Here is a 19,458-nt window from a genome sequence, read left to right on the forward strand (position 1 = left end):
CGCTCCTCGGGTTCCCGCTCAACGCGCCTGCGCCCGCACGTACGCCGCCCAGCCCGTCTGGAACTGGGCCAGCGGAACGCCGAGCACCTGCCGGCTGGCCTGGTCGGCGGTGGCGCCCTGGTAGCGGGCGGTGACGAACTGGAACAGCTTCTGCTCGCCGTACTTCTCCGCCAGATACGTCATCGCCGCGTGCCCGAGCCAGTAGTGGAAGCTGATCCGCCCCGGGGAGTCCCAGTCGACGTTGCTCGGCAGCGTGCCGTCCCAGTCGCCGGAGCGGACGAGCGACCGGGCCTGCGGGGTGCGGTCGCTGGACCGCAGCGGCTCGCCCCGGTGGGCCAGGTATTCCGCGAAGCCCTCCACGATCCAGTTCTCGATGCCGTCGAAGAAGTCCTGCTTGTCGGCGTCCTCAAGGCTGGCGACCAGCGAGTGACCAACCTCGTGCCGGAAGACCTCCTGCGGCCCCTGCCGGTCGCCGGGGGCGAAAAACGACCGGTCGGCCACGTCGACCACGATGCGAGTGCCGCCGATGTCGACGCCCTCCTGCCGGTCGGCGGAGACCATGCCGATCGAGACGCCGGCCTCGGTGGTCTTCTCCTTGTTGATCCGGTAGAGCGAGCCGAGGTCCGGCTTGCCCTTGACCAGGCTGATGACGAAGCCCTTCGGGACGTTCGCGGTGACCCCGCCGGCCTGCCAGGCGGCGAGGTCGTCGGCCGCCGCCGCCTCGGCCACCGGCGCGTACCGCTTCGCCTCGGCGGCCAGCGCCGCGTCGGTGATGACCAGGGTGTGGGCGGTGCGCTCGACGTGGATGTCGCGCCACTTGTCCCAGGGGCCGGGGTAGTAGACGGTCTTCGAGTTGCCGAGCGCGGCGGGCGCACCGGTGACCCCGGTGACCTTGAGCGGTGCGCCCTGGCTCTCCCGGACGACCGTCCAGCGGTACCACTCGGCGACCGGGGCGAGGTCGTAGCCCTCGAACTGGTGCACGAAGGAGACGTCGAGCTGGAAGGTGACGCCGCGACCGAAGCTGTCGCTGGTCCGCCCCTGCTGTGCGACGGTCCGGTACCGGCCGACCGCCAGCGGCAGCTTGCCCAGGTTGCTGAAGAGCCGGGTCTGGCCGGCGACCAGGTCCTTGCGGGCCGGGTCGAAGGGGGCCAGGTAGCCCTTCAGGTCCTTGTCGGCCAGCGCCCTGCTGTGCCGGGCCAGCAGGTCGTCCAGCTCCTGCTGGGTGACGGTCACCCCGTTTGCCGCGGCGGCGGCGGCCTTCGGGGCCGCGTCCCCACCGCGGTTGCTCAGCCCGACACCCACGCCGATCGCCGTGCCGGCGCAGAGGGTCAGCACCAGCGCCCCGGCGCCGAGCCCGATCCAGAGGCCGCCCCGGGACTTCGGCCGCGGCGGCGGGGCCGGCGGGTAGGGCCCGAAGCCCGGCTGCCCCGGCCCGCCCGGGTACGCCCCCGGCGGGCCGTAGCCGGGTGCGGCGGGAAAGCCCGGCGGCGGGCCCGGGTACGCCTGGCCCGGCGGGCGCGGCTGACCGTCGGCCGGGAAGGCGGCCGGGTGTCCCTGGGTCATGCGTTCCTCGTCAGCGCGGAGGTGACCAGCCGCAGCGGCGGGCGCCTCCCGCCCCCGGACCGGATGACGGGCATCATCATCCATAATCCGGTGGACGGATTCTGCCCCGGATCCATCAAGCGGGACATTTGTCCCGATGACTCTGCTCACGGTCGACCGTCGATGACCTCCGCCACGTCCCGCGCGGGGGGTCGGCGGCCGCAGCCCGGTCGGTGCGAGACTGGCCGACGCAGCTCTGCCGGGTCAGTCAGAGGGAGGCGCAGTGCGCTGGCGCAGCTTCGTGGCGGTGGGCGACAGCTTCACCGAGGGCATGGACGACGCGTATCCGGACGGCAGTTACCGGGGCTGGGCCGACCTGGTCGCCACCCGGCTGGCCGCCGAGGCCGGCCCCGACTTCGGCTATGCCAACCTGGCCATCCGGGGGCGGCTGTTCCCCAACATCGTCGCCGAGCAGGTGCCGGCCGCCCTGGCCATGAAGCCCGACCTGATCAGCTTCGCGGCCGGCGGCAACGACGTGCTGCGCCGCACCTTCGACCCGGACGCCTTCGTGCCGCGCTTCGACGCGGTGATCGGCCGGCTGCGCGCAGGCGGCGCCGACGTGGTGCTGTTCCGGTTCGCCGACGTGATGGCCCGGCTGCCCGGGCAGCGGCTGGTGGCCCCCCGGGTGGCTCTGCTCAACCGGGTGGTCGGCGAGGTCGCCGAGCGGCACGGCGCCATCCTGGTCGACCTGTACGCCGACCCCACCTACCTCAACCCGATGCTCTGGAGCACCGATCGGCTGCACCTGTCGGCGGCCGGGCACCGGCGGGTGGCCGGGCAGGTGCTCACCGCGCTCGGCGTGGGCTGCGACGAGGACTGGCTGATGGTGCCACCGCACCCGGCCCCCACCCCGTGGCTGGCCGCCCGGGCCGCCGACCTGCGCTGGGCCGGCCAGCACCTGGCCCCGTGGGTCAAGCGGCGGCTGACCGGCCGCTCCTCCGGTGACTTCGTCACCGCCAAGCGGCCGGTACTCGGGCCGATCACCCTCGACTGACCGCGTGCGGACCCTGCACGCCGCGTCCCTGCTGCGGCTGACCCTCGACGACGAGCCCCGGCCGGGTCTCGCCGTCCTGGTGACCGGCGACCGGGTCGGGGCCGTGGCGCCGCTGGACGAACTGACCGGGGCGTACCCGGGGGTGCGGGTGCGGCGGTGGGCCGGCACCCTGGGGCCGGCGCTGGTGCACGACGGGCCGCTGCCGCCCGCGCCGACCCCGCGCGAGCGGGTGCACGCCCTGTTCCGGCTCGGGGCCGCCGCGGTGCTCGCCGACCACGTCGCCGACCCGGGCCTGCGGGCCGCCGCGGCGCGCAACGAGGTGGCGGTGCTGGCCGCCGCCCGGCCACCGGGGCTGGTGGTCGGTGGCCGGGCCGACCTTGCCGTGTTCGCCGCCGACGGCTCCTGCCTGGCCACGGTGGTGGCGGGGCGGCTGGTGCACCGCCGCGCCTGACCGGCGGCCCGGCGCCGGTCAGGAGATCCAGGTCCACGTCCGGTCGGTGGCTCCGGTCCAATGTGGGGTGCCGCACCGGAATCGGGATCGCCGGTCGCGACCCGGTGATCCGGCGTACCTTGGGGCTCATGCCTGTGCCGAGTGATCCGAATCCCCACCTCCAGTCGTACGCCGAACCGCAGCGCCTGGTCACCACGGAGTGGCTGGCCGAGCACCTGGGCGACGAGGGCCTCGTGGTGGTCGAGTCCGACGAGGACGTCCTCCTCTACGACACCGGCCACATCCCCGGGGCCGTGAAGGTCGACTGGCACACCGAGCTGAACGACCAGGTGACCCGGGACTACCTGGACGCCAAGAGCTTCGCCGAGCTGTGCGCCGCCAAGGGCATCGGCCGTGGCGACACGGTGGTCTTCTACGGCGACAACTTCAACTGGTGGGCCGCGTACGCCCTCTGGGTGTTCGAGCTCTTCGGCCACGCCGACGTCCGGCTGCTCGACGGTGGCCGGATGAAGTGGGCCGCCGAGGGACGCGAGATGTCCAAGGACCCGGTGAACCGGCCGCGCGCCGACTACCCGGTGCCGGACCGGAACGACGCGCCGATCCGGGCGTTCCGCGACGAGGTGATGGCGCACGTGACCGCCGGCCGGCCGCTGGTCGACGTGCGGTCGCCGGGCGAGTACACCGGCGAGATGCTGCACATGGCGGCGTACCCGCAGGAGGGCGCGCTGCGCGGCGGGCACATCCCGGGTGCGGTGAGCAAGCCGTGGAAGGCCGCCGCGAACGACGACGGCACCTTCAAGTCGGTGGACGAGCTGCGCGGCATCTACGTCGACCAGCTCGGGCTGAGCCCGTCCGACGACGTGGTGGCGTACTGCCGGATCGGCGAGCGGTCCAGCCACACCTGGTTCGTGCTGCACTACCTGCTCGGCTTCCCGCGGGTGCGCAACTACGACGGCTCGTGGACCGAGTGGGGCAACCTGGTCCGGGCTCCCGTCGTGCGGGGCGAGGAGCCGGGCAGCTTCGCCGGCTGACCCGGCCGACCGGTCCCCGCGTGGCGTGCCGCCCGCGGGGACCTTTCGGTTCCGGGGGCGGTGGAACAGGGCGGGTCAGTTTCCGGGCCGGCCGGTCAGGTAGCGCTGGAGCGTCGGGGCGACCCAGGCGACCAGGTCCTCCGGCGCCATCTCCACCACCGGGGGTAGCCGGACGATGTACCGGGTGAAGGCCAGTCCGAGGGTCTGGCTGGCGACCAGGCCGGCCCGGCGGGCGGTGGTCGCCGGGTCGGTGCCGAAGCCGGCCACCGCCGCGGCGAGCTGGTCGGCGAAGAGGCGGCGCATCCGCTCGGCCGCTCCCGGGTTGGTGCTGGCGGCCCGGAGCAGGGCCGCGAGGGTCTCGTCGCCCTCCCAGCGGCCGAGGAAGTGGCGCACCAGCGTCTCGCCGAGCCGGTCCGGTGGCACGGTGCTCAGGTCGGGCAGGCGCAGGTCGAACTCGGCGGCCGCGGCGAAGAGCCCCTCCTTGCTGCCGTAGTAGCGCATCACCATCGACGGGTCGATCCGGGCGTCGGCGGCGATGGCCCGGATGGTGGCCCGTTCGTAGCCGTCGGCGGCGAAGCGCTCCCGGGCGGCGCGCAGGATGGCCGCCCGGGTGGCGTCCGAGCGGCGGGCGCGGGGTGCCGTGTCGGTCATGCCCACAACTGTAGGCCAACAACCGTTGACATAGAAGTCGGGGCGCGTCTACCGTTGCCAACAAGTGTTGGCAAACAGTTGTTGACAACCCTGGAGGTGGGGGCCATGCTTCCCGAGCGCACCGACGTCCTCGTGGTGGGGGCCGGGCCGACCGGCCTGGCCGTGGCCGCGACCCTGGCCGGGCACGGGGTGACCGCGACCGTCGTGGACCGGCTGGCCACCCCGCCGGTCACCTCGCGCGCGGCCGTGGTGCACGCCGGCACCCTGGAGGTGCTGGACCGGATCGGCGTCGCCGCGCCGCTGGCCGCCCGCGGGCTGGCGTCGACCCGGTTCACCGTCCGCGACCGGGACCGGGTGCTGCTCACCGTCCCCTTCGACGGGTTGCCGTCCCGCTACCCGTACGCGCTGCTGGTCTCCCAGGCGGAGACCGAGGCGGTGCTCGCCGACCGGCTCACCGCGCTCGGCGGGCGGGTGCTCCGGCCGTACGAGCTGAGCGGCCTCGACCTCGACGCGGCCGGCGCCACCGCGAAGTTCGCCGGCGGGGAGACGATCCGGGCCCGCTGGGTGGTCGGCGCCGACGGCATGCGCAGCCCGGTCCGTGAGCTGGCCGGCATCGAGTTCGGCGGGCCGGCCGACCCCGGCGAGTCGTTCCTGCTCGCGGACGTCCGGGTGGACAGCGCGCTTCCCCGCGACCAGGTCAACCTGTTCCTGGCCCGGCAGGGGCCGCTGGTCTGGGCGCCGCTCCCCGACGGCACCGTCCGGCTGGTCGCCTCGGTGCCCGACGCGCCGAGCGAACCGCGGGCGCAGCACTTCCAGGCGCTGCTGGACGAGCGGGGGCCGGCCCGGCGGCCGGACCGGGTCACCGACATCCGCTGGAGTTCCCGGTTCCGGATCCACCACCGCATCGCCGGCAGCTACCGGTCGGGCCCGGTGCTGCTCGCCGGGGACGCGGCGCACGTGCACAGCCCGGCGGGCGGGCAGGGGATGAACCTCGGCCTCCGCGACGCGGTCGCCCTCGGCGACACCCTCGCCGCGGTGCTCGCCGGGCGCTCCGACACGCTCCTCGACGAGTACGCCGCCGCCCGTCGCCCGCTCGCCGAGGAGGTGCTCAGCTTCTCCGCCGGGCTCACCCGGCTCACCGCCGTCCCGCCGGCTGCCCGTCCGCTTCGCGACCTGCTGCTCCGGGCCGCGTCGGGGCTGCCCCCGGTTCGGCGGCGGCTCGCCGTGCGGCTCGCGGGCTTCGAACCCACCGGCCGGTGACCCGCCCCGGATCGGGGCCGCCCCGATCAGGCGCCCCACGCAGCGTCCCCCATGCGCCGACGGTGACCAGGGCGAACACCCCTGCCGCCGCGGCCACCACCGGACCCACCCCGTACGCCTCGCCCGCGAACCCGGCCAGCGCCGCCCCGAGCGGAGCGGCGGCCAGGCCGACCACCCGCTGCGCCGCGCCGACCCGCCCGAGCAGATCCGCCGGCACGTGCCGCTGCCCGTACGCCGACCAGAGGCTGTTCCAGATGGTCGTGCCGGCGGCGAACACGGCCAGCGCCAGGCCCCCGGTCAGCGGGCCGCGGGCCAGGGCGAACCCGGCCAGCGCCACGGTCTGCCCGAGCAGCACCGCGCGCAGCGCGGGCAGGGTGCCGAACCGGGCCGCCGCCCGTCCGGCGACCAGCGCCCCGAGCAGTCCGCCGATCACCACCCCCGCCGCGAACACCCCGTAGGCCGAGGCGGGCACCCGCAGCACCCCGAGCGCGTAGAGCACCAGCACCGCCATCAGTCCGCTGATCGCCAGGTTCGACCCCGCCGAGGCGAGGGCGACCCCCCACAGCACCCGGTCCCGGCGCACCCACCGCACCCCGGCCCACGCCTCCCGCCACACCCCATGCCCCGTCGGCCGGGACGGCACCGACGGGAGCGGACGTAGGGCGAGGACGAGGAGGGCCGCGAGGGCGAAGGTGAGCGCGTCCACCGCGAACGGGAGCGACGCGGCCAGGGCGAAGAGCAGGCCGGCCAGCGGGGTGCCGAGGAGGCCGCCCGCCACGGCCGTACCCGCCTGGAGCCGGCCGTTGGCGGCGGGCAGCGCGGCCGGCGACACCAGCGACGGCAGCAGCGCGAAGGCCGACGCGTCGAAGAGCGTGCCCAGGGTGGCGAGCAGGAACGCGGCGGCGGCCAGCGCGGCGACCCCGGCCCGGCCGGTGGCCACCAGCGCGGCGAGCGCGGCCACCACCGCGGCCCGCGCCCCGTCCACCGCCGCCATCGTCCGGCGCCGGTCCCACCGGTCGGCGTACGCGCCACCGAGCAGCCCGAACAGCAGCGGCGGGAGCTGCCCGGCCACGGTCACCGCGGCGATCGCCCGGGGGTCGCGGGTGAGCGTGGCGGCCAGCAGGGCCAGGGCCGGCGTACGCAGCGCGTCGCCGAACCGGGACGAGACGGCGGCGGACCAGAGCAGTCGGTAGTCGCGGCCGAGCGCGGAAGCGGTCATGCCGACGGACCCTCCGGCCTGAACCCGGTCGAGGGTCAAGCCGCGCGGAGTGTGAGGCGACCGACGGGTAACCGAGACTCCACCAGCCCGGGCACGCGGTCTAGGCTGGCCCGGTGGCGGTGGAACAGCAGGCGCGGGGCGCGGCGAACGGTGCGACGGGTGCGGGCCGGCGCCGGTCCCGCCGGGACGAGATCCTGGAGATCGCGGTCGGGCTCTTCGCGGCGCGCGGCTACCACGGCGTGTCGATGGACGACATCGGCGCCGCCGCCGGGGTGACCGGCCCGGCCCTCTACCACCACTTCGCCGGCAAGGAGGCGATGCTGGCCGCCGCGCTGATCCCGGTCAGCGAGGGGCTGCTCGCCGGCGGCAAGGAACGGGCCGCCAACCACCCCGACGACCCGCGCGGCACGCTGGAGTCGCTGATCGACTTCCACCTCGACTTCGCGCTGGCCAACCCGGCGGTGATCGCCCTGCACCTGCACGAGCTGGACCGCCTCCCCGACGAGCCGCGCCGTCGGATCCGCCGGCTCCAGCGGATGTACGTCGAGGAGTGGGTGACCGTGCTGACCGCGCTGCACCCCGGGCTGCCGGACGGCGAGGCGCGGGTGCTCGCACACGCCGCGTTCGGCCTGATGAACTCCACCCCGTTCCTCGGCGGCGAGGTGGACCGCCGACGCCGGGCCGAGCTGCTGCGGGGTGCCACGCTGGCCGCGCTGCTCGCCCCCACCGACCCCGCCTGACCGCACCGGGAAACCCGGGTCGGCTCGTGGGCGACCGGTGTGCCGTGGTTACCTGACAGCGTCCCCACCCCCGGACGCTGGAGGAAACCATGATCGAGTCGCTGCTGATCGCCAACCGTGGCGAGATCGCGCGCCGGATCATCCGTACCGCGAAGAAGCTCGGGATCCGTGCGATCGCGGTGCACTCGGAGGCCGACGCCGGCCTGCCGTTCGTGACCGAGGCCGACCAGGCGGTCTGCGTGGGCCCGGCCAATCCCGCGCTCAGCTACCGCAACGTCGAGGCGATCCTCGCCGCCGCGAAGGACACCGGCGCCCAGGCGATCCACCCCGGCTACGGCTTCCTGTCCGAGAACGCGGACTTCGCCCGTACCGTCGAGGCCAGTGGCCTGATCTGGGTCGGGCCCGGCGCGGACGCGATCACCGCGATGGGCGACAAGATCAATGCCCGGAACCTGATGGCGGCGGCCGGGGTGCCGGTCGCGCCCGGCACCACCGACCCGGCCGCCGACCTGGCCGCGGCGGTCACCGCCGCCGTGGAGATCGGCTACCCGGTGATGGTCAAGGCCGCGGCCGGTGGCGGCGGCATGGGCATGGGCGTGGCCACCGACGAGGCCGCGCTGCGCACCGAGTACGACAAGGTCCGCTCGTTCGCCGAGCGGATGTTCGGCGACGGCTCGGTGCTGATCGAGCGGTACTTCCCCCGGGTACGCCACGTCGAGGTGCAGATCCTCGGCCTGGCGGACGGGCGGGTGGTGGCCCTCGGCGAACGCGAGTGCTCGGTGCAGCGCCGCAACCAGAAGCTGGTCGAGGAGTCCCCCTCCCCGGCGGTCTCCCCGGAGCTGCGTGCGCGGTTCCTGGCGGCGGCGGTCCGCGCGGGCGAGGCGGTGGGCTACCGCAACGCGGGCACCGTCGAGTGCCTGTTGGTCCCGCGTCAGCGGGACGTCCAGGGGAACAACTCCGGCTCCGAAGAATTCTTCTTCCTGGAGATGAACACCCGGCTCCAGGTCGAGCACCCGGTCACCGAGTACGTCTACGGCGTCGACCTGGTCGAGGAGCAGTTGCGGGTGGCCGCCGGCCTGGCACCGACCTTCGACCCGGACGCGCTCGCGCCGCGCGGGCACGCCATCGAGCTGCGGATCAACGCCGAGGACCCGAAGCGGTTCCTGCCCGGCCCGGGCGCGATCACCACCTGGAACGAGCCGTCCGGCGAGGGCGTACGGGTCGACTCCGGCTACGTCGCCGGCAACACGGTCACCCCGTTCTACGACAGCCTGATGGCCAAGCTGATCGTCAGCGGCGCCACCCGCACCGAGGCGGTCGAGCGGGCGCGGGCCGCAGTGGCCCAGTTCGAGATCGCCGGCCCCAAGAACAACCTCCCCTTCTTCGCTGAACTGCTCGAGAACCCCGAGTTCCTCTCGGGCGACTACGACACCGGCATCGTCTCCCGCATGCGCTGACCCCGCCCCTTCCGGGGTTGATCATGAAGTTGGCGGCGACAGAACGGGCAGAATCTGCCGCCAACTTCATGATCACGGGGGCGGGAGGGGAGGGGTGGGATGCTGGGAGCATCCATCACGTAACACCGTCACAGTGAGGTGACCCCTTATGGCGGAACTGCCGGACGTCGTTTCCATCCGGGAGGTCGGGCCGCGGGACGGGCTCCAGAACGAGGAGCCGATTCCGACCGACGCCAAGGTGCGGCTGATCGACGCGCTGTCGCGTACGGGTGTGCGGCGGATCGAGGCCGTCTCGTTCGTGCACCCGAAGGCGATCCCGCAGATGGCCGACGCCGACGAGGTGTGGCAGCGGGCCGTGAAGGCCGACGGGGTGCGCTACTCGGCGCTGGTGCCGAACAGCCGGGGGGCCCAGCGCGCCCTGGCGGCCGGCTTCACCGAGATCGAGGTGGTGGTGTCGGCCAGCGACACGCACAACCGGCGCAACGTCAACCGCTCCACCGAGGAGTCGCTCGACGACATCGCCGAGCTGATCGATCTGCTGCACAGCGCGGGTGCGACCGCCGAGGTGATCGTGGCGACCAGCTTCGGCTGCCCGTACGAGGGCGACGTCGACCCGAAGCGGGTGGCCGGCATCGTCGACCGGGTGGTGCGGGACGGCGCCGACCGGGTGGCCTTCGGCGACACCACCGGCATGGGTACGCCCCGGCGGGTCCGCGAGCTGCTCACCGCGGTCCGCGACCGCAACGCCCACGTGCCGGTGCTGCTGCACTTCCACAACACCCGGGGCACCGCGCTGGCCAACATGCTCACCGCCATGGAGCTCGGCATCACCGAGTTCGACGCCAGCGTCGGCGGCCTCGGCGGCTGCCCGTACGCCCCGGGCGCCAGCGGCAACCTGGCCACCGAGGAGGCCGTGCACATGCTGCACGACATGGGCATCGACACCGGGATCGACCTGGACGCCCTGATCGAGGCCGCCGAGCTGGCCGAGCAACTGGTCGGCAAGAAGCTCCCCTCCGGCGTCCTTCGCGCCGGCCCCCGCACCCGCCTGACCCCGATCCCCTCCTGACCCGGCACCCCCCGGCCAGGCCGGCCGCGGGCGGGAGGGGGTGGGCAGGGGCGGTGGGGTCGCCGGAGGGGGTGGGGATGGGATAGCCTAACGATCGTTCAGGTCGGTTGGGGCGCCCGTGGGGTGGCCGGTGGCAACGGGAGTCGGCGTGACGCTCGACGGTGAGGCTCTGGAGCAGCTGCGCAAGCGCGCCAAGGCCGGCGGTGCGGACAAGTACCACGCGGCGAACGCCGCCAAGGGCAAGCTCTTCGCCCGCGAGCGGGTCGCGTACCTGGTCGACGAGGGTTCCTTCGTCGAGGACGGGCTCTACGCCAACGCGATGGCCGAGGGGCTGCCCGCCGACGGCGTGGTCACCGGCACCGCCACCATCGACGGCCGGCCGGTCTGCCTGATGGCGAACGACTCGACGGTGAAGGCCGGCAGTTGGGGCGCGCGGACCGTCGAGAAGATCATCCGGATCATCGAGCGGGCCTACTCGACCAGCGTGCCGATGGTCTACCTGGTCGACTCGGCCGGGGCCCGGATCACCGACCAGGTCGACCTCTTCCCCGGCCGGCGCGGCGCCGGCAAGATCTTCTGGAACCAGGTGCGCGCCTCGGGCTCGATCCCGCAGGTCTGCGCCCTGTTCGGCCCGAGCGCGGCGGGCGGCGCCTACATCCCGGCGTTCTGCGACGTGGTCGCCATGGTCGAGGGCAACGCCAGCATGTACCTCGGCTCCGACCGGATGGTCGAGATGGTCACCGGCGAGAAGACCACGCTGGAGGCGATGGGCGGGGCCAAGGTGCACTGCGCCGAGTCCGGCGTCGGGCACTTCCTCTGCAAGACCGAGGCCGAGGCGCTCGACGTGGTCAAGCGTTACCTGTCCTACCTGCCGACCAACTGGACCCAGGCCCCGCCGGCCGCCGAGGCGACGTCGGCGCCGGAGAAGGCCGACCTGGCCGCGCTCGTCCCGGCCAGCGAGCGGCAGGCGTTCGACATGCGCCGCTACGTCAAGGGCCTGCTCGACGAGGGCAGCTTCTTCGAGATCCAGGCGCTCTGGGCCAAGGAGCTGACCATCGGCTTCGGCCGGCTGAACGGCGAGGTCGTCGGCGTGGTCGGCAACAACTCGATGTTCAAGGGCGGCGTGCTCTTCGTCGACTCGGCCGACAAGGCGACCCGGTTCGTGCAGCTCTGCGACGCGTTCAACGTGCCGCTGCTGTTCCTCAGCGACGTACCCGGGTTCATGGTCGGCAGCGCGGTGGAGAAGCAGGGCATCATCCGGCACGGCGCCAAGATGATCACCGCGATCTCCGAGGCGACCGTACCCAAGATCTGCGTGGTGGTCCGCAAGGCGTACGGCGCCGGCCTCTACGCGATGGCCGGCCCCGGCTTCGAGCCGGACGCCACCATCGCGCTGCCCACCGCCAAGATCGCGGTGATGGGCGCGGAGGCCGCGGTCAACGCCGTCTACGCCAACAAGATCGCCGCGATCGAGGACGAGGCCGAGCGGGCCGCCTTCGTCGCCGCGAAGCGCGAGGAGTACGAGCGCGACATCGACATCGTCCGGCTTGCCAGTGAGCTGGTGGTGGACGCCATCGTCGAGCCGCACGAACTGCGCGCCGACCTGGTCCGCCGGTTCGCCGCCGTTCGGGGCAAGGAGCGGCACTTCGCGAAGCGCCGGCACGGCGTCACCCCGGTCTGACCGGCCCCGACCCGCACCACCCGACGCGGCGTCACGAGCGCCCGGCGGCCCGTCCACAACGGCGTCCCATCAGGAGGATCAGATGGACTTCCGGCTCAGCGAGGAACAAGAGGCGCTGCGGGAGAGCGTGCGGGACTTCGCCCGCGAGGTGGTCGCCCCGGCCATCGCCGAGCACTACGAGCAGCACACCTTCCCGTACGAGATCATCCGCCAGATGGGCAAGATGGGGCTGTTCGGGCTCCCCTTCCCGGAGGAGCACGGCGGCATGGGCGGCGACTACTTCGCCCTCTGCCTGGCCCTGGAGGAGCTGGCCCGGGTCGACTCCAGCGTTGCCATCACCCTCGAGGCGGCGATCTCCCTCGGCGCGATGCCGATCTACCGGTTCGGCACCGACGCGCAGAAGGCGCAGCGGCTGCCGAAGCTGCTCAGCGGCGAGGCCCTGGCGGGCTTCGGGCTCACCGAGCCGGGCACCGGCTCGGACGCGGGCGGCACCCAGACGAGGGCGGTCCTGGACGAGTCGACCAACGAGTGGGTGATCAACGGCTCGAAGGCGTTCATCACCAACTCCGGCACCGACATCACCACGCTGGTCACGGTCACCGCGGTCACCGGCACGAAGCCGGACGGCTCGAAGGAGCTGTCCACCATCATCGTCCCGTCCGGCACGCCGGGCTTCACCGTCGCGCCCGGCTACTCCAAGGTCGGCTGGACCGCCTCGGACACCCACGAGCTGACCTTCGACGACTGCCGGGTGCCGGCGGAGAACCTGCTCGGCGAGCGCGGCCGTGGCTTCGCCCAGTTCCTGCGCATCCTCGACGAGGGGCGGATCGCCATCGCCGCCCTGGCGGTCGGCCTCGCCCAGGGCTGCGTCGACGAGTCGATCAAGTATGCGAAGGAGCGCCAGGCGTTCGGCCAGCCGATCGGCGCGTACCAGGCGATCCAGTTCAAGATCGCCGACATGGAGATGAAGGCGCACACCGCCCGGCTGGCCTACTACGACGCGGCCGCCCGGATGCTCGCCGGCGAGCCGTTCAAGCGGCAGGCGGCCATCGCCAAGCTGCACGCCAGCACCATCGCGGTGGACAACGCCCGCGAGGCCACCCAGATCCACGGCGGCTACGGCTTCATGAACGAGTACCCGGTGGCCCGGTTCTGGCGCGACTCCAAGATCCTGGAGATCGGCGAGGGCACCAGCGAGGTGCAGCGGATGGTCATCGCCCGCGACCTGGGCATGTGAGCGACGCCCGCCCGGGCCGGACGGGCCCGGGCGGGTCAGCCGTCTGTCGGATATCGGCGGTGGACGGTCGGCTGCCCGACGATGGGCTGTGGAGCGTCCGACCCGATCCGTACTCTTCGTGCCCATGACTCCCGATCATGATCGTTCGCGGAGCCCGGGTGGTCGTACCCAGCTGCCCGACCTGTTGCGCGGGCACCGGCTCGCGGCCGGCCTCACCCAGGCCGAGCTGGCCGGCCGGGCCGGTGTCGGCGTGCGGACCGTCCGCGACCTGGAGCGGGGCCGCGCCACCCGACCCCAGCGCACCACCGTCGACCTGCTCGCCGACGCCCTGGGCCTGACCGGTCCGGCCCGGCAGGCGTTCCTCGCGGCCGCCCGGCCCACCCCGGCGCAGACCGCCGTGCCCGGGCAGGCGGCGAGCCACCTGCCCGTCGGCGGCCCCGATGCCGCTCAGACCGCCGTACCCGGCCCGGCCGCGCGTCACCTGCCGGTCAGCGGTCCCGATGCCGCCACCGCACCGGGCCCCGCCGCTGGGCACCTTCCGGTCACCGGCGCCACCGCCACCGATTCGGGTACGCCGATCACGCTGCCCCAGCCCGTCCCGCTGCTCGGCCGGGACCGGGACGTCGCGGAGGTGGCCGCCCTGCTCTCCGCGCATCCGGTGGTGAGCCTGGTCGGGCTGGCCGGCGTCGGCAAGACCGCGCTCGCCCTCACCGTCGCCCACGCCGCAGCCGCCGAGCATCCGGCCGGCGTGGCCGGTGTGCTGGTCGGCGAGGGCTCGGACACCGCCGACATCCTCGCCGCCGCGGTCGCCGTGCTCGGAGTGAACCGGCTGGCCGACCTCCCCTGCCAGCTCGGCGGCCGGCCCGCGCTGCTGCTGTTGGACGCCGTCGAACGCGCGCCCGGGCCGGTGGCCGAGGCGTTGCGCGCCCTGGTGGCGGCGGCCCCGGCGCTGCGGGTGCTGGTCACCGGCCGCCGCCCGGTCGGCCTCCCCGGCGAGTTGGTCCGGCCGGTCGCACCGCTCGACGTGCCGCCGGTCGGCGAGGAGCCGGCCGATCCGGCGGAGCTGGCCCGCTGGCCGGCGGCGGCCCTGTTCACCACCCGGCTCGCCCAGGCGCGCCGCGAGCCGCCCACCCCGGCCGAACTGCCGGCGCTCGCCGCGCTGGTGCGCCGCCTCGGCGGGCTGCCCCTGGCCATCGAGCTGATGGCCGCGCGGGGCCGGATCCTCGACGTCACCGAACTGCTCGACCGCTACGGCGACCGGGTCCTCGACCTGGCGGGCGTACGCCCCGGCTGGGAGCCCGCCGACCCGGCCGCCGGCACGGTGACCCTGCGCGAGGCGGTGGCGACCAGCTACCACCTGCTCGCGCCCGCCGAACGGGCGGCGCTGCGTTGGCTCTCCGCCTTCCGCAACCGCTGGTCCGTGGAGCTGGCCGAGGACCTGCTCGCCGACGGCAGCCAGCGGCGGGACGCGGTCCCGCTGCTGGACCGGCTGCGGGAACTCGGGCTGCTCAACGTCCGGGGCACCGGCCCGTTCCGGTTCCGCCTGCTGGACGCGGTCCGCGACTTCGCCGCCGAGCAGGCCGCCGTCGAGGGGGAGCTGACCGGGATCCGGCGCCAGCACGCGCTGGTCGTCGCCGGCCTGGTACGGCGTACCGCGCCGAACCTGATCGGCGCGAAACTGCCCGCCGCCGTGCACCTGCTCGACGAGGTGACCAGCGACATCACCGCCGCCCTGGCACACGCCGCCGAGGACGATCCGGTGACCGCGCTGCTTCTGGCGGCGGCGCTGCCCCGCTGGTGGCGGCTGCGCGGGCGGGACGTCTCCGGGCGTCGGTGGCTGCGCCGGCTGCTGGCCGACCCGCGTACCACCGACGCGTCGCCGGTGCTGCGGGCCTGGGCGCTGCTCGGGGCGGCCCGGCTCGCCGCCGAGCACGGCGCGGGCGGGGCGGAGCTGCCGGCGGCCCGGGAGGCGCTGGCCCTCTTTCAGGCGGCCGGGGAGGTGACCGGGGAGCTGTCCTCCAGGTCGGTGCTCTGCGTGCTGCTGCGCGCCGCCGGCGCCCAGGGCGAGGCCCGGGAGCAGGCCGAGGCAGCGCTGGAGCTGGCCACCCGGCACGGCCGGCCACGCGAGATGGCCGTCGCCCACCAGCACCTCACCTGGCACGACGTACGGGTGGTCGACCTGGCCGCCGCGCGGCGCCGGCTGGCCACGGTCGACCGGCTGGCCACCCAGTGCGGGGAGCAGCGACTCCGCCTGCTGGCCCGGGCCGACCTGGCCGAGGTGGCCCGGCTGGAGGGCCGCTACGCCGACGCGGTGGAGCAGGGCCGGCGGGTGGCGGCCGCGCTGGCCGAGCTGGGCGAGCCGGGGCGGCGGCGCCAAGTGATCGGCACGGTCGGGCTGGCGCTCGCCCTCGACGGGCGGGTGGAGGAGACGCTGGAGGCGGTGGCCGAGCTGCGGCCGCCGCACCCGGTGCCGGGACAGCGCCGGCCGCCGGTTGTGGAGAGCCTGGACCCGCCCCGGGAGCGCCGGGACGTCCCGCCGGAGGATGCGATCTGCGCGTTGATCGAGGGCCACGTCGCGCTGCACCGGGGAGACCGGGAGCTGGCGGCGGAGTGGTTCGCCGCAGCCGCCGACCATGCCGCCGGCGGGGAACAGCGGGACCGAGCCGCGGCCGCCGAGCATGCCGCCGGCGGGGAACAGCGGGCCGGGGCCGACCATCGTGCCGTCGGTGGGCAGCGGCGGGAGCTCGTTGAGGCGCTGGTCGGGCTGGCGGCGAGCACCGCCGACGTGGCGGTGCTGGACCGGCTGGAGCAGGCCTGCCGGGCCACCGGGATCAGGCTGCTGCCCCGGGAGGAGGCCCTGCTCTACGCGCTGGTGGCCCGCCGGGGACGTGCGGCCCCACGCGACTGAACGGCCGGGAGAAGAAGGCGCGGGGGTGGCGCGAGCGAAGAAGCCCCCTGGTATTGCCCCTCGCTCATCGCTCGCGCCGGCACCCCCCGGTGCCCCCCGCTGCCGGAAGCCTATCCAGGCCGCACGGGTGATTTGTGGGCTATTGCGGGCGAATATCCCGGTGCTCGGGCGGTTCTGCCGGTCTTTCTGCCGGTGACCCGCGGGTACGCCGCACCCCGTCGGCGGGTCAGCAGCCGGCGGACTGCCCGGCCGGCGCGGGCTCGGTGCTGCCGGCGGTCGCCCCCGGGTGCACCGCGTCGCGGACCCGGCGCAGGCCGTCCAGGAGCCCCTCCAGCTCGGCCGGGGCGAGCTGCCCGGTGAACCACTCCTCGATGATCCGCAGGTGCCCGGGCAGGGTCGCGTCCAGCCGGCTCAGGCCGGCGGCGGTGACCACCGCGTAGGAGCTGCGCCGGTCGGAGGGGCAGGCTCGGCGGCGGAGCAGGCCGTCCCGCTCCATCCGGTCGACCACGCGGGTGACCCCGCTGGTGGACAGGGAGGTCTGCGCCGCGAGGTCGGTCATCCGCAGTTGGTGACCGGGCGACCGGCTGAGCCGCATCAGCACCTCGAACTCGACCGAGGAAAGGCCGTGCTCCTCGAACTGGGCGGCGAACCGGGCCGACAGCCCGGCGCTGGCCTCGAAGAGGAGGCCGATGGCGGTGATCCGGGGATCGTCGAACACGTTCTGGTCCACGCTGCCATCCTAGCAGTCCTTGACACAGGGAATATTGCTATGCCTATAGTTGCTCAGTCAGTCGTTGGGCTACTAAACAATCTCCCCTGGAGGACAGCACCATGACCAGCAGCACCGAAGCGGTTACCCGCGACTGGGACGGCCTCACCATCCCGACCGCCGGCACCTACCTGCTGGACGCGGCTCACAAGCGCGTCGGGTTCGTCGCCCGGCACATGATGGTCAGCAAGGTACGCGGCGAGTTCGCCGAGGCGTCCGCCACCATCACCGTGGCCGAGGACCCGACGCAGTCCTCGGTGACCGCCACCATCCAGGCGGCCAGCATCAACACCGCTCAGGCCGACCGCGACGCGCACGTGCGCAGCCCGGAGTTCCTCGACGCCGAGCAGTTCCCCACCCTGGAGTTCCGCAGCACCGGGGTGAAGTCCCGCGACGGCAACGAGTTCGTCCTCTCCGGTGAGCTCACCATCAAGGGCGTGACCCGTCCGGTCGACCTGGATGTCGAGTTCGAGGGCGTCGGCCGCAGCCCCTTCGGCCAGGACATCTTCGGCTTCAACGCGTCGACCGAGATCGACCGGGAGGACTTCGGCCTGACCTGGAACGTCGCCCTGGAGACCGGTGGCGTCCTGGTCGGCAAGAAGATCAAGATCGAGATCGAGGGCGAGGCCGTCCGCCAGGCCTGATCCCCGCGTACGACCCCACGGGCCCGCGCCGTCACCCGACGGCGCGGGCCCGTTCGTCGTACGCCGATGGGTGCGAATTGTCACGTCTTGTTCTCAGGTTGACCGTGGTGCGGCGGACGGCGGCTGGGTAGGAGTGCAGACCTGCGCCCGACCTCCGATCCGGCGGCCCGGGCGCACTTACGCACTCAACGTGAATGGTTCACAATGCGTTGCGGAACGGTACGGTTCCGTGGCGCCGGCGCCGGGAGGACAGATGGGCAGAGACGTCGAGCAGGGCGCCTTCTCCCGCGAGGACCGGGTCCGCTACCGGGAGAAGGTCCGGCGGTGTCTGGACGTCTTCGCGCTGATGCTGGACGACTTCGGCTTCGACGCCGACCGGCCGATGACCGGGCTGGAGATCGAACTCAACCTGGTCGACGCCGCCGCCGAGCCGGCCATGCGCAACGACCAGATCCTGGCCGACATCGCCGACCCGCTCTTCCAGACCGAGCTGGGGCAGTTCAACCTGGAGCTGAACGCCTCGCCCCGGCTGATCGAGGGGAAGGGCTTCGCCGACTACGCGCAGGACCTGCGCAGCAGCCTGAGCCGCGCCGACGAGCGGGCCGCCAAGTCCGACGCCAAGATCGTGATGGTCGGCATCCTGCCCACCCTCACCGAACGGCACCTGGTCGCCGACAACCTCTCCACCAACGAGCGCTACCGGGTGCTCAACGACCAGATCGTCGGGGCCCGGGGCGAGGACATCGAGCTGGACATCCGCGGCGTCGAGCGGCTGCGTACGCACACCGACTCGATCGCGCCGGAAGCCGCCTGCACCAGCCTCCAGTTCCACCTCCAGGTCGCGCCGGACAGCTTCGCCGACTACTGGAACGCCTCCCAGGCCATCGCCGGGGTGCAGGTGGCGATCGGCGCCAACTCGCCGTTCCTCTACGGCCGGCAGCTCTGGGCGGAGACCCGGATCGCCCTGTTCGAGCAGGCCACCGACACCCGCCCGGACGAGCTGAAGGCACAGGGCGTACGCCCCCGGGTGTGGTTCGGCGAGCGCTGGATCACCTCGATCTTCGACCTGTTCGAGGAGAACGTCCGCTACTTCCCGCCGCTGCTGCCGATCTGCGAGGACGAGGACCCGGTCGAGATCCTGCACGCCGGCGGAGTGCCCCAGCTCGGCGAGCTGCGGCTGCACAACGGGACCGTCTACCGCTGGAACCGCCCGGTCTACGACATCATGGACGGCCGTCCGCACCTGCGGGTGGAGAACCGTGTGCTGCCGGCGGGGCCCACCGTGGTGGACATGCTCGCCAACGCCGCCTTCTACTTCGGACTCGCCCGCGGCCTCGCCGAGGCGGACCGGCCCATCTGGAGCCAGCTCACCTTCAGCTCGGCCGAGGAGAACTTCCACGCCGCCGCCCGACGCGGCATCGACGCCGTGCTGCACTGGCCCCGGCTCGGCGACGTGCCGGTCACCACGCTCGTCCTCGACACGCTGCTGCCCACCGCCGCCGAAGGGCTGGACCGGTTCGGCGTCGCCCCGGCCGAGCGGGACCGCCTCCTCGGGGTGATCGAGGAGCGCTGCCGCACCGGCCGCAACGGCGCCGTCTGGCAGACCGAGACGGTGTGGGCGGCCGAGCGGCACCGGGGCATGGACCGGAAGGCCGCGCTGCACCACCTGGTCCAGCGCTACGCCGAGCTGCAACGCGGCAACGAGCCGGTGCACACCTGGCCGGTCGACTGACCCTCGCCGCGAG

At 73.9% G+C, this 19,458-nt stretch carries 15 protein-coding genes and 1 pseudogene; 12 read left to right on the top strand and 4 right to left on the bottom strand.

Annotation, left to right across the window (positions count from 1 at the left end; translation table 11 throughout):
• Positions 1-18 precede the first annotated feature (18 nt).
• Entirely contained in the window at positions 19-1,563 is a 1,545-nt protein-coding gene (locus AC0OLQ_RS01265) for a hypothetical protein (protein WP_484529857.1), read from the bottom strand.
• A 262-nt stretch (positions 1,564-1,825) separates the two neighbouring features.
• Between AC0OLQ_RS01265 and AC0OLQ_RS01270 the strand changes: the two genes are divergently transcribed.
• The 3 genes from AC0OLQ_RS01270 to AC0OLQ_RS01280 all read left to right on the top strand — a co-directional run bounded on the left by AC0OLQ_RS01270 (position 1,826) and on the right by AC0OLQ_RS01280 (position 4,078).
• On the top strand, positions 1,826-2,596 hold the full coding sequence (locus tag AC0OLQ_RS01270) for an SGNH/GDSL hydrolase family protein (protein WP_484529858.1): 771 nt from the start codon (positions 1,826-1,828) through the stop codon (positions 2,594-2,596).
• Positions 2,597-2,600: 4 nt separating this feature from the next.
• Positions 2,601-3,047, top strand: coding sequence for a hypothetical protein (locus AC0OLQ_RS01275; RefSeq protein WP_484529859.1), 447 nt, complete (start codon positions 2,601-2,603; stop codon positions 3,045-3,047).
• A gap of 128 nt (positions 3,048-3,175) precedes the next feature.
• On the top strand, positions 3,176-4,078 hold the full coding sequence (locus AC0OLQ_RS01280) for a sulfurtransferase (RefSeq protein WP_357331934.1): 903 nt from the start codon (positions 3,176-3,178) through the stop codon (positions 4,076-4,078).
• Positions 4,079-4,153: 75 nt separating this feature from the next.
• On the opposite strand, the gene AC0OLQ_RS01285 is transcribed toward AC0OLQ_RS01280, so the two are convergent.
• A complete protein-coding gene (locus AC0OLQ_RS01285) occupies positions 4,154-4,729 on the bottom strand; it encodes a TetR/AcrR family transcriptional regulator (protein ID WP_484529860.1) in 576 nt (191 codons plus the stop codon).
• 105 nt (positions 4,730-4,834) lie between these two features.
• On the opposite strand from AC0OLQ_RS01285, the gene AC0OLQ_RS01290 reads away from it, so the two are divergent.
• Positions 4,835-5,989, top strand: coding sequence for an FAD-dependent monooxygenase (locus AC0OLQ_RS01290; RefSeq protein WP_484529861.1), 1,155 nt, complete (start codon positions 4,835-4,837; stop codon positions 5,987-5,989).
• Between the two features lie 76 nt (positions 5,990-6,065).
• Here the strand turns inward: AC0OLQ_RS01290 and AC0OLQ_RS01295 are convergent.
• A pseudogene (locus tag AC0OLQ_RS01295) lies at positions 6,066-7,208 on the bottom strand (MFS transporter); the annotation flags it as partial.
• Positions 7,209-7,321: 113 nt separating this feature from the next.
• Here AC0OLQ_RS01295 and AC0OLQ_RS01300 point away from each other — a divergent pair.
• The 6 genes from AC0OLQ_RS01300 (at position 7,322) to AC0OLQ_RS01325 (ending at position 16,300) form a co-directional block, all read left to right on the top strand.
• The gene (locus AC0OLQ_RS01300; protein ID WP_484529862.1) at positions 7,322-7,948 is read left to right on the top strand and encodes a TetR/AcrR family transcriptional regulator; all 627 of its coding nucleotides are present in this window, start codon (positions 7,322-7,324) and stop codon (positions 7,946-7,948) included.
• Between the two features lie 89 nt (positions 7,949-8,037).
• The gene (locus tag AC0OLQ_RS01305; RefSeq protein WP_484529863.1) at positions 8,038-9,405 is read left to right on the top strand and encodes an acetyl-CoA carboxylase biotin carboxylase subunit; all 1,368 of its coding nucleotides are present in this window, start codon (positions 8,038-8,040) and stop codon (positions 9,403-9,405) included.
• Between the two features lie 148 nt (positions 9,406-9,553).
• On the top strand, positions 9,554-10,474 hold the full coding sequence (locus AC0OLQ_RS01310) for a hydroxymethylglutaryl-CoA lyase (RefSeq protein WP_484529864.1): 921 nt from the start codon (positions 9,554-9,556) through the stop codon (positions 10,472-10,474).
• A 148-nt stretch (positions 10,475-10,622) separates the two neighbouring features.
• Entirely contained in the window at positions 10,623-12,155 is a 1,533-nt protein-coding gene (locus AC0OLQ_RS01315; RefSeq protein WP_484529865.1) for an acyl-CoA carboxylase subunit beta, read from the top strand.
• An 82-nt stretch (positions 12,156-12,237) separates the two neighbouring features.
• On the top strand, positions 12,238-13,392 hold the full coding sequence (locus AC0OLQ_RS01320; RefSeq protein ID WP_484529866.1) for an acyl-CoA dehydrogenase family protein: 1,155 nt from the start codon (positions 12,238-12,240) through the stop codon (positions 13,390-13,392).
• Between the two features lie 124 nt (positions 13,393-13,516).
• On the top strand, positions 13,517-16,300 hold the full coding sequence (locus tag AC0OLQ_RS01325) for an ATP-binding protein (protein WP_484529867.1): 2,784 nt from the start codon (positions 13,517-13,519) through the stop codon (positions 16,298-16,300).
• Between the two features lie 226 nt (positions 16,301-16,526).
• Here AC0OLQ_RS01325 and AC0OLQ_RS01330 read toward each other — a convergent pair whose 3' ends face one another.
• On the bottom strand, positions 16,527-17,030 hold the full coding sequence (locus AC0OLQ_RS01330) for a MarR family winged helix-turn-helix transcriptional regulator (RefSeq protein ID WP_484529868.1): 504 nt from the start codon (positions 17,028-17,030) through the stop codon (positions 16,527-16,529).
• 101 nt (positions 17,031-17,131) lie between these two features.
• On the opposite strand from AC0OLQ_RS01330, the gene AC0OLQ_RS01335 reads away from it, so the two are divergent.
• Together AC0OLQ_RS01335 and AC0OLQ_RS01340 are read left to right on the top strand one after the other, a co-directional pair.
• Entirely contained in the window at positions 17,132-17,713 is a 582-nt protein-coding gene (locus AC0OLQ_RS01335; RefSeq protein WP_357331956.1) for a YceI family protein, read from the top strand.
• 253 nt (positions 17,714-17,966) lie between these two features.
• A complete protein-coding gene (locus AC0OLQ_RS01340) occupies positions 17,967-19,445 on the top strand; it encodes a glutamate-cysteine ligase family protein (RefSeq protein ID WP_484529869.1) in 1,479 nt (492 codons plus the stop codon).
• Positions 19,446-19,458 lie beyond the last annotated feature (13 nt).

This window comes from Micromonospora sp. Utrum1 (assembly GCF_057197805.1).

What these genes read in the sequence shown, in the direction of transcription:
- AC0OLQ_RS01305 (WP_484529863.1), top strand. Translation starts at nt 8,038, where the DNA reads ATGATCGAGTCGCTGCTGATCGCCAACCGTGGCGAGATCGCGCGCCGG.
- AC0OLQ_RS01320 (WP_484529866.1), top strand. Translation starts at nt 12,238, where the DNA reads ATGGACTTCCGGCTCAGCGAGGAACAAGAGGCGCTGCGGGAGAGCGTG.
- AC0OLQ_RS01290 (WP_484529861.1), top strand. Translation starts at nt 4,835, where the DNA reads ATGCTTCCCGAGCGCACCGACGTCCTCGTGGTGGGGGCCGGGCCGACC.
- AC0OLQ_RS01310 (WP_484529864.1), top strand. Translation starts at nt 9,554, where the DNA reads ATGGCGGAACTGCCGGACGTCGTTTCCATCCGGGAGGTCGGGCCGCGG.
- AC0OLQ_RS01265 (WP_484529857.1), bottom strand. Translation starts at nt 1,563, where the DNA reads ATGACCCAGGGACACCCGGCCGCCTTCCCGGCCGACGGTCAGCCGCGC.
- AC0OLQ_RS01335 (WP_357331956.1), top strand. Translation starts at nt 17,132, where the DNA reads ATGACCAGCAGCACCGAAGCGGTTACCCGCGACTGGGACGGCCTCACC.
- AC0OLQ_RS01340 (WP_484529869.1), top strand. Translation starts at nt 17,967, where the DNA reads ATGGGCAGAGACGTCGAGCAGGGCGCCTTCTCCCGCGAGGACCGGGTC.
- AC0OLQ_RS01325 (WP_484529867.1), top strand. Translation starts at nt 13,517, where the DNA reads ATGACTCCCGATCATGATCGTTCGCGGAGCCCGGGTGGTCGTACCCAG.
- AC0OLQ_RS01285 (WP_484529860.1), bottom strand. Translation starts at nt 4,729, where the DNA reads ATGACCGACACGGCACCCCGCGCCCGCCGCTCGGACGCCACCCGGGCG.
- AC0OLQ_RS01280 (WP_357331934.1), top strand. Translation starts at nt 3,176, where the DNA reads ATGCCTGTGCCGAGTGATCCGAATCCCCACCTCCAGTCGTACGCCGAA.